The 10,593-nt window shown below is 68.6% G+C and carries 5 protein-coding genes; all 5 read left to right on the forward strand.

Annotated features, from left to right (window positions below; all coding sequences use genetic code 11):
* Nucleotides 1-91 (forward strand): acyl-CoA dehydrogenase family protein (locus tag ACFV18_RS32585; RefSeq protein ID WP_144385854.1); only part of this gene is annotated, 91 nt, incomplete at its 5' end.
* Nucleotides 92-437: 346 nt separating this feature from the next.
* Nucleotides 438-6,842, forward strand: a complete 6,405-nt coding sequence (locus ACFV18_RS32590) for a hypothetical protein (RefSeq protein WP_380488935.1) — start codon at nucleotides 438-440, stop codon at nucleotides 6,840-6,842.
* 248 nt (nucleotides 6,843-7,090) lie between these two features.
* On the forward strand, nucleotides 7,091-8,242 hold the full coding sequence (gene efeO, locus ACFV18_RS32595) for an iron uptake system protein EfeO (protein ID WP_380488936.1): 1,152 nt from the start codon (nucleotides 7,091-7,093) through the stop codon (nucleotides 8,240-8,242).
* A 109-nt stretch (nucleotides 8,243-8,351) separates the two neighbouring features.
* Nucleotides 8,352-9,644, forward strand: coding sequence for an iron uptake transporter deferrochelatase/peroxidase subunit (gene efeB / locus ACFV18_RS32600; protein WP_380488937.1), 1,293 nt, complete (start codon nucleotides 8,352-8,354; stop codon nucleotides 9,642-9,644).
* A gap of 45 nt (nucleotides 9,645-9,689) precedes the next feature.
* Nucleotides 9,690-10,538, forward strand: a complete 849-nt coding sequence (gene efeU / locus ACFV18_RS32605; protein WP_380488938.1) for an iron uptake transporter permease EfeU — start codon at nucleotides 9,690-9,692, stop codon at nucleotides 10,536-10,538.
* Nucleotides 10,539-10,593: the final 55 nt, after the last annotated feature.

Genomic DNA, 10,593 nt, shown 5'->3' on the forward strand with positions numbered 1-10,593 from the left:
GGAGCGGATGATGCGCGACGCGAAGATCACCCAGATCTACGAGGGCACCAACCAGGTCCAGCGCATCGTCATGGCCCGCAACCTGCCGTAGCAGGGACGGCACCACCAGGGGCGCGGGGAACTGCGCGAAGCGGAAGGCACCCACCAGCAGGATCGCGAGGCAGGGCAATGACCTGCACGTGATCGCGACCTGGCTGACGTGCACTCCTTGCTCGCGCAGTTCCCCGCGCCCCTTTTTGTGCACCCCGCCGCATCCCGGCTCTCGCGCCCGTCCGGGACGGTTTCGCACCCGCCGGAGTGAACGCGTCCAGCTTGTGGGTCATTGAGGGTATTTGACGGATTTTCAGACAAGACGCTCGATTGTATGGTCGCGGTGAGTAATCGCTCATGTGCGCTGCGTGCGCGAATCGCCGCCCGACCGATCGAGAGGAACCGTCATGAGACGCCGTCGACCTCCCTGCGAACGCCCGCCCGGACGCTATGGGCCGGCGGCGATCCGCGGCCGCGCCGTCAGAGCACTGCTGCTGCTCGTCGTCGCACTCGCCACGGCGTCGGCCTCCTTCGCCTGGCCCGCCGTCGCACACCCGCCCGCGGCCGCGCACGCCGCCGCGGGCGACCGGGCCGGCCGCCAGTTGCCCGTGACCCTGTCCAAGACCGGGACCGACGTCACCACCGGGAGCACGACCCAGACCGCGCACGGTGACACCGTCCGCTGGGTGGTCTCCGCGACCAACCCGGACGGCGTCCCGGTCGATGCCACGATCACCGACGTGATCCAGGGCGGACCGGGCAGCGTCCCGCAGAGCCAGACCTATGTACCCGGCTCGCTCCAGGCGCCGCCCGGCTTCACCAAGCAGTGGTCCACCGATGGCGGCGCGACCTTCACCGGCACCGACCAGGGCACCGCGACCAACGTGGTGCAGGCCCACAACCCGGAGCTCGCGTCGCCCGCGACCGGCCTGGTGGTCCCGATCGCGCCGCCGTTCACGCCGATCAACACGGCCACCGGCGGCGACGGATTCACCCCCATCCTGTACACCGCCACGATCAACGGCGTCCAGACGCCCGAGGTCTGGAACATCTACCACCACGGTTTCGGCAACCCGCCCAGCGTGGTCTGCACCGACCTGCTCACAAACGGCCCCTGCCCCACCCCGGACGGAGCCCCCGCGGTCTGGCCCCGGGCCCTGAACTCCTCGGAGCCCGGAGCGACCACCGGTGACCTCGGCAGCACCCGCACCCCGACCTACGTGCAGCTCGGCTCCAAGCTGTACTACGCCGCGGTCAGCCGGGTCGAGTCCGCACTGATCGGCGTCGGCTGCATCGACCTCCAGGCCCAGGCCAGCTGCGGCTTCACCGCGCTGCAGACCGGCGAAGGGCTGGTCGTGGGCGGTGTCGTCCAGGCACCGAACCAGCACATCTACGCGGTCTCCGGCACCGGCGAGATCCTCTGCTACGACGCCGTCGCCAACACCTCCTGCGGCACCTTCAACATCGGCCTGCCCCCCAACGAGGGCCAGGTCGTGCCCAGCGGCGACTACGCCGGCATCATGCGGACGATCGAAGGAAAGATCTACGTCACCGACAACCAACTGGCCCCGCTGCCAACGGTGATGTCCTGCTTCGACCCGTCCACGAACGCCGCGTGCGCCGGCTGGGCCACCCCCCGGATCGTGGCCACCCCGCTCGACGACGAACCCGCCCGGGCCGACAACGTCTTCGAGATGTACAACGCGGCGGGCACCATCACCGGGGTCTGCACGATCGTCGGCGGCTTCTACCAGGGCGTCACCCCGGCCGTCGGCACCGTCGAGTGCTTCGACCTGACCGGCAACCCCATCGCCGCACCCCCCGGCCTCAGCACCCTGGTCAGCACCAACCTCTCACTCGGCGAGGCCAACTTCCAGGTGCCGCTCACGATCACCGCCCTCAACGGCCACCTGGAGACCGAGTTCCCGTTCTGGATCTACCGGGGCATCACGCCGACCCTCAACAGCACCTCGTACTGCTACGACTGGACGACCCAGAGCCCCTGCGCCCAGTACGGCGCCAATGGCATCGTCAACGGCCCGCCCAACGTCAACGGCGGCAACACCAGCCCCTACGGCTACGCCTACGACGGCCAGTGCAAGTACAGCCTCGGTGACACCGGCTACCTGTTCTCGATCGACCCCGTCACCGGCGCCTCGCCCTGCCTGAAGACCAGGGCCCAGAGCTCCCTCAACCCCGCCGCGTTCTACTGCGACGGGGCCACCGGGCATGTCCGGTCCTACGGGACGGTCAGCCTCCTCGGCATCGATCCGACCACCGTCGACTTCACCCAGTCCTCGGTGACGGTGCTGGCGGCGGACGGCACCACCGTCGGCACCTTCCCGTTCGACCCCGTGACCGAGACGGCGGACATCTCCTCCGTCCCGATCGCCGACTCGCCGATCCAGGTCATCGCCAACATCACCCTGATCAGCGGAGCGTCCTTCACCCCCGACAACCACCCGCAGATGCAGGTCACCTTCGTCGGCGACGCGCCCCAGATCTGCTTCGAGACCACCGTGGCGACCGACTGCGCCGTCACCTCCGTCTCCAACCAGGCCACCGCCGTCACCAACGGCCAGCCGCCCGTCGTCTCCAACACCGTCACCCTCCAGGTGACTCCGGGCCCCGAGTGCGCCGCGAAGCTGACCATCGTCAAAGAGGTCTGCACCTCCACCAACCCCGCCGACTGCGGCCCGGGCGGCCCAGGCCCCTGGGCGGCCACCACGACCCTCCCGCCGGGAGGCACCGCCTACTGGCGGATCACCGTCACCAACCCCGGCCCCGGTGACGTCTCCGGTGTCACCCTCACCGACCCCGTCACCCCCTCCTGCGCCGCCGGCGGCCCCTTCGACCTGGGGGCCGGCACAGAACATCAGATCTTCTGCAACCTTCCCGGCATCACCCAGGACACCATCAACAGCGTCACCGCCACGTTCACCACCCCGGACGGCAGCGTGATCACCACGCCGCCCGCGGAGGCGAGCGCCCTGGTGGCCGGTGTCGGGACGTTGAGCATCGAGAAAACGCCGGATTCGCCCGGTCCGTTCCATGAGAGTGACGTGGTGTTCTACACGTACACCGTCACCAACACGGGCAGCGCGCTGGTGCACAACGTGACCGTGATCGACGACCATGTGGCCTCGGTGACGTGCGACGCGACGGTGCTGGACCCGGGTGCGAGCACGCTGTGCCACGGCAGTTACGTGGTGACGGCCGCGGATGTGCAGGCGGGTCATGTGACCAACACCGCTCACGCGGAGGGTACGGACCCGCAGGGTCAGACGGTGGTGAGTCCGCCGGCCGAGGCGACGGTCCCGGTGGTGGGCGAAGCGCTGCTGGCCATCGAGAAGACCGCGGACAGCGCGGGCCCGTTCCACCTCGGTGAGACGGTCTTCTACACGTACACGGTGACCAACACCGGTACGGCAGTGGTGCACAACCTCACCGTGACGGACGACCACGTCGCAGGCGTGGTCTGCGACACCGCGACACTGAACCCCGGTGAGAGCACGCTGTGCCACGGCAGTTACGTGATCACGGCCGCGGACGTGCAGACCGGGCATGTCACCAACACCGCCCACGCCCACGGACTCGACCCCCAGGGCCAAGGAGTGCAGAGCCCGCCGGCCGAAGCCACCGTCCGGGTGGTGGGCGAGGCCCAGCTGTCCATTGAGAAGACGGCGGACAGCGCCGGCCCGTTCCACGCGGGCGAAACGGTGTCGTACACGTACACGGTGACGAACACGGGTACGGCCGCCGTGCACGACCTGTCCGTCGCGGACGACCACGTCGTGTCGGTGACGTGCGACGCGACGGTGCTGAACCCGGGGCAGAGCACGCTCTGCCACGGCAGTTACGTGATCACCGCTGCGGATGTGTCGGCCGGTCACGTGACCAACACCGCTCACGCGGAGGGCGCGGACCCGGATGGTCAGACGGTGGTGAGTCCGCCGGCCGAGGCGAAGGTTCCGGTGGTGGGCGAAGCCCGACTGGTCCTCCAGAAGGCGGCCGACAGCGCCGGCCCGTTCCACGTGGGCGACACCGTGCCCTACACCTACACGGTGACGAACACGGGCACGGCCGCCGTGCACAACCTGACGGTGACGGACGACCACATCGTGTCCGTGACCTGTGACGCGACGACGCTGAACCCCGGCGAGAGCACCTTCTGCCACGGCAGCTACGTCATCACGGCCACGGATGTGCTGGCCGGCTCCGTGACCAACACGGCCCACGCCAACGGCACCGACCCGCAGGGACAGTCGGTGCAGAGCCCCTCTGGTGAAGCCACCATCGACATCCTGGGCGATGCCCTGCTCACCATCGAGAAGGTGGCGAACAGCGCCGGCCCGTTCCACCTCGGTGAGACGGTTTTCTACACGTACACGGTGACCAACGCCGGGACGGCGGCGGTGCACAACCTCACTGTCGTGGACGACCACGTGACGTCGGTGACGTGCGACACGACGGTGCTGAACCCGGGGGAGAACACGCTCTGCCACGGCAGTTACGTGATCACCGCTGCGGATGTGACGGCCGGTCATGTGACCAACAAGGCGCACGCGGAGGCTACCGATCCGGAGGACCAGCTGATCGAGAGCCCGCCGACGGAGGCCACCGTTCCTGTAGTCGGTGTCGCGGAGTTGACCCTTCAGAAGGAGGCTGACAGTGCTGGTCCGTTCCACGTGGGTGAGAGGGTTTTCTACACGTACACGGTGACGAACACCGGTACGGCGGTGGTCAACGCTCTGAAGGTCGTGGATGACCACGTGGTGTCGGTGACGTGTGACGCGACGGTGCTGAACCCGGGTGCGAGCACGCTGTGCCACGGCAGTTACGTGGTGACGGCTGCGGATGTGGCGGCGGGTCATGTGACCAACACCGCTCGCGCGGAGGGTACGGACCCGGAGGGTCAGACGGTGGTGAGTCCGCCGGCCGAGGCGACGGTCCCGGTGGTGGGCGAAGGTCTGCTGGCCATCGAGAAGACGGCTGACAGCGCGGGCCCGTTCCATGTGGGTGACACCGTCACCTACACGTACACGGTGACGAACACGGGGACGGCGACGGTGCACAACCTGACTGTCGTGGACGATCACGTGGCGTCGGTGACGTGTGACGCGACGGTGCTGAACCCGGGTGCGAGCACGCTGTGCCACGGCACGTACGTGATCACCGCTGCGGATGTGTCGGCCGGTCATGTGACCAACAAGGCGCACGCGAACGGCACTGATCCTGAGGGGCGGCCGGTGGTGAGTCCGCCCGGTGAGGCCACTGTTCCGGTGGCGGGCATCGCCGAGTTGACCCTCCAAAAGGAGGCTGACAGTGCTGGTCCGTTCCACGTGGGTGACACCGTTACTTACACGTACACGGTGACGAACACCGGTACGGCGGTGGTCAACGCTCTGAAGGTCGTGGATGACCACGTGGTGACGGTGACGTGTGACGCGACGGTGTTGAACCCGGGTGCGAGCACGCTGTGCCACGGCAGTTACGTGGTGACGGCCGCGGATGTGCAGGCGGGTCATGTGACCAACACCGCTCGCGCGGAGGGTACGAACCCGGAGGGTCAGACGGTGGTGAGTCCGCCGGCCGAGGCGACGGTCCCGGTTCGGGGTGAGGCGCTGCTGACCATCGAGAAGGTGGCCGATTCTGCCGGTCCGTTCCACGTGGGTGACACGGTGCAGTACACGTACACCGTGACCAACACGGGCACGGCCGTTGTTCACAACGTCACGGTGTTGGATGACCACGTGTCGTCGGTGACCTGCGACGCGACGATGCTCAACCCGGGTCAGAGCACGCTCTGCCACGGGAGTTACGTGATCACCGCTGCCGATGCCCAGGCCGGTCACGTGACCAACACGGCTCACGCGAACGGCACCGGCCCCGAGGGTGAGGAGGTGAAGAGCCCGCCGGCCGAGGCCACGGTCACGGTGGTGGGTGAGGCCCGGTTGTCGATCGAGAAGACGGCGGACAGCGCCGGTCCGTTCCGTGTGGGTGACGTGGTGCGGTACTCGTACACCGTTAGGAACACGGGTGCCGTGGTGGTCCACGAGGTTGTGGTGTCGGACGACCGGGTGGCGTCGGTGACGTGTGACGCGACGACGTTGAATCCGGGGCAGAGCACGGTGTGCCGTGGCTCGTACACGGTGACGGAGGAGGACGTCGAGGCAGGTCATGTGACGAACACGGCTCGTGCGAACGGCCTCGATCCCGAGGGTCGGCCGGTGGTGAGTGCGCCGAGTGAGGTGACGGTGAAGACCGTCTCCGGTGCGTCGTCGTTGTCGGTCGAGAAGAAGGCGGACAGTGCGGGCCCGTTCCGTGTCGGTGACACGGTCAGCTACTCGTACACGGTGACCAATACCGGGTCGACGGTGCTGACGGATGTGATGGTCCGTGATGACCGGGTGGCGTCGGTGACGTGTGACGCGACGGTGCTGGAGCCGGGTGCGAGCACGACGTGCCACGGCACGTACACGGTGACGGAGGAGGATGCGAAGGCCGGGCATGTGATCAACGTAGCGGAGGCTTCGGGTCGTGATCCGCAGGGGGCGCTGGTGGAGAGTGAGCCGGTGTCGGTGTGTGTCACGGTGTCGGAGTGTCCGGAGAAGGAGGGGTGTGTGAAGCCGCCTCGTCCGGGTGGTCCTTCAAAGCCGCCGCACGGTGGCGGTGGGGGTTATCTGCCGGATACGGGTTCGCCGGCGGGTCTGGCGGCGGCGGGTCTGGCCGGTGGTGGGTTGCTGACGCTGGGCGGTGTGCTGCTGTACCGGGCGCGGCGCCGTGCGGACGCGGACCGGTTCGTGGGGTAAAGCCCGCGGGTTCGCCGCTTGTTCGGTGAGGGACCGCCCCCGGGGCCTTCGGGCTCCGGGGGCGGTCCCGCGTCGCGCCGGCGCGGGACGCGGACCCTGTTCTGCCTCGGGTTTTGCCACCCCGGTGTCGACCTCGGCGTAAAGAGGCATCTAAGGTATGCCTTAGCTTACTGAGCGGTGCCCCCGGGGGAGGCTTTCGGGGGAGGCCGCCCAGCCGGTGTTTCCGTACCCTCGTCCCTGGAGTGAGCATGCCCGCCCGCCGTACGACTGCTGCGACTTTCCTCGTTCTCGCTGTGGCGGGGGCTGCGTTGGTGGGGTGTTCGAAGAAGGACGACGGGAAGGTTTCGGCGGACGGCAGCGGGCCGGTGCAGGTGACGGCGACGGACAGCAAGTGTGAGCTGTCGAAGACGACGTTCCCGGCGGGGCACGTCGAGCTGGCGGTGGCGAACAAGGGGAGCAAGACCACCGAGGTGTACGTGTACGCCGAGGGGGACAAGATCGTCACCGAGCGGGAGAACATCGGCCCGGGCACCAAGGTGAGCATCAACGCCGAGATCAAGGCCGGTACGTACGAGGTGGCGTGCAAGCCGGGTATGACCGGTGACGGCATTCGGCAGAAGATCACGGTGACGGCGGCCGGCGGGGCGGCGGTGAAGACGGACGACCGGCTGACGCAGGCGATCGCGGACTACCGGAAGTACGCGCAGGAGCAGGCGGACGCGACGATTCCGGTGGTGGAGCAGTTCGCGGCGGCGATCACCGCGGGCGACGTGGAGAAGGCGAAGTCGCTTTACGCGCCGTCCCGGGTGGGCTGGGAGCGGACGGAGCCGGTGGCGGAGAGCTTCGGTGACATCGACCCGAAGACCGACGTCCGGGAGGACGCGCTGGAGGACGGCGGGCAGTGGACCGGGTGGCACCGCCTGGAGAAGGCGCTGTGGGCGGACGGCAAGGTCGGTGACGAGGAGAAGACGCTCGCCGCCCAGCTGGTCACCGACCTGAAGGACTGGCAGAAGCGCGTCCCGAGCGCGGAGATCACCCCGACCGGTATGGCGAACGGCGCCAAGGAACTGCTGGACGAGGTCTCCAAGAACAAGATCACCGGTGAGGAGGACCGCTACAGCCACACCGACCTGTCGGACTTCGCCGCCAATGTGGAGGGCGCCCGTCAGGCCTACGAGCTGCTGAAGCCGGTCGCCACCGAGAACGACCCGAGCCTGTCGAAGACCCTGGACGCCGAGTTCGAGAAGATCACCGGTCTGCTGGCCAAGTACCGCCAGGCCGACGGTACGTGGACCTCGTACGACAAGGTGACCGAGGGCGAGCGCAAGACCCTCCAGGACGCCGTGAACGCGCTGAGCGAGCCGCTGTCGAAGCTGGCCGCGGCCGTCGTGGTCAAGTAACCGCCGCAGCAGACGCAGGCGAATCAAGGGCAGCGCAGGCCGAGTCGCTGTCAGCAGGTCTTCCGAGCAGGTCTTTCGAGCAGGTCACGTCCGAGAGGGAACGTCAGAGATGGACGCCGAGAACGAGCAGCAGGCGGTTTCCGCCGAGGCCGGCGGGGCGCAGCAGCGTGCGGGGCTCAGCCGACGGGCTGTCATCGGCTGGGCCGGTGCGGGTGTCGCGATCGGCGCGGCCGGGGTGGGCACGGTGGCGGCCGCGACCAGGGGGTCGGACGCTCCGGCCGCCGCGCCGCAGAGTCAGGACGTGCCGTTCTGGGGCGAGCACCAGTCGGGGATCTCGACGCCCGTTCAGGACCGGCTGCACTTCGCCGCGTTCGACGTGATCACCGAGGACCGTGACGCGCTGGTCAAGATGCTCAAGGAGTGGACCAAGGCGGCCGCGTCGATCACCGGTGGCCGCGAGGTCGGCGGCGGTGCGGTCGGGGTCGTCCCGCAGTCGCCGCCGGACGACACCGGTGAGGCGCTCGGGCTGCCGGCGTCCCGGCTGACGCTGACCATCGGGTTCGGGCCGACGCTGTTCGAGAAGGACGGCAAGGACCGGTTCGGCCTGAAGGCGAAGCGGCCCGAGGCGCTGGTGGACCTGCCGAAGTTCAAGGGCGACCGGCTGGAGGCGAACCGCAGCGGCGGTGACATCTGCATCCAGGCGTGCGCGGACGACCCGCAGGTCGCGGTGCACGCGATCCGCAACCTGGCCCGGATAGGCATGGGCGTGGTGAACGTCCGGTGGTCGCAGCTCGGCTTCGGCAAGACCTCGTCCACCACGCCCGACAGCCAGACCCCGCGCAACCTGATGGGCTTCAAGGACGGCACGCACAACATCGCGGGGACGGACGCGGACGGGCTCGCCAAGCACGTGTGGGTGGCGCCCGGTGACGGCCAGGACTGGATGACCGGCGGCTCGTACCTGGTGGCCCGGCGGATCCGGATGACCATCGAGACCTGGGACCGGGCCTCGCTGCAGGACCAGGAGGACACCTTCGGCCGCACCAAGATCGAGGGCGCCCCGTACGGCAAGCAGAAGGAACGCGACGCGCCCGACCTGGCCGCGATGCCCGCCACCTCGCACGTGCGTCTGGCCCACCCGGACAGCAACGACGGGCTGATGATCCTGCGCCGCGGCTACTCGTTCACCGACGGCACCGACGGTCTCGGCCGCCTCGACGCCGGCCTGTTCTTCCTGGCGTACCAGCGCGACACCCGCAAGGCCTTCGTGCCGCTGCAGACCAAGCTGGCGGCCGGCGACAAGCTGAACGAGTACATCACGCACGTCGGATCCGCCCATTTCGCCTGCCCGCCCGGGGTCCGCAAGCCCGGCGAGTGGTGGGGCCAGACCCTGTTCGGCTGACCCCCGCCCCACATCACCCTCACTCCCCACACGAGGAGAACCGCCGTGTTCGCCAACTACCTGATCGGCCTTCGAGAAGGCCTCGAAGCCAGCCTGGTGGTCTGCATTCTGATCGCCTATCTGGTCAAGACCGGCCGCAAGGACCGGCTCGGCCCGGTGTGGATCGGCGTCGGCAGTGCCGTCGGCCTGTCCATGGCCTTCGGTGCGATCCTTCAGTTCGGCTCCAACCAGCTGTCCTTCGAGGCGCAGGAGGCGCTCGGCGGCACCCTGTCGATCCTCGCGGTCGGTCTGGTCACCTGGATGGTGTTCTGGATGAAGCGCACCGCCCGGCACCTGAAGAGCGAGCTGCACGGCAAGCTGGACGCCGCGCTGGCGATGGGCACCGTCGCGCTGGTGGTCACCTCCTTCCTGGCCGTCGGCCGGGAGGGCCTGGAGACCGCGCTGTTCATCTGGACCGCCGTCCAGGCCACCGGTGACGGCTGGAACCCGCTGGCCGGCGCGATCCTCGGCCTGCTCACCTCGGCCGTACTGGGCTGGCTGTTCTACCGCGGCGCGCTCAGGATCAACCTGGCGAAGTTCTTCACCTGGACCGGCGCGATGCTGGTCGTGGTCGCCGCGGGCGTCCTCGCGTACGGTGTGCACGACCTCCAGGAGGCGGGCTGGATCCCCGGCCTGCACGAGCTGGCGTTCAACATCTCCTCCACCATCCCGGTGGACAGCTGGTACGGCACCCTGCTGAAGGGTGTGTTCAACTTCCAGCCCGACCCGACGGTGGTGCAGGTGGTGATCTGGCTGCTGTACCTGGTGCCGACGCTGTACTTCTTCTTCCGCAAGCCGAAGGCCGCCGGCTCCGCGCCGAAGCCCGCCGCGTCGGTGGAGGCGAAGGCCGCCTGACGGCGGCTCGGAGACGCGAACGAACCGCCCGGGTGCCGCAGTTGATGCGGCACCC

The organism is Kitasatospora sp. NPDC059673 (assembly GCF_042734215.1).
In the GTDB taxonomy this organism is placed as follows: Bacteria; Actinomycetota; Actinomycetes; order Streptomycetales; family Streptomycetaceae; genus Kitasatospora.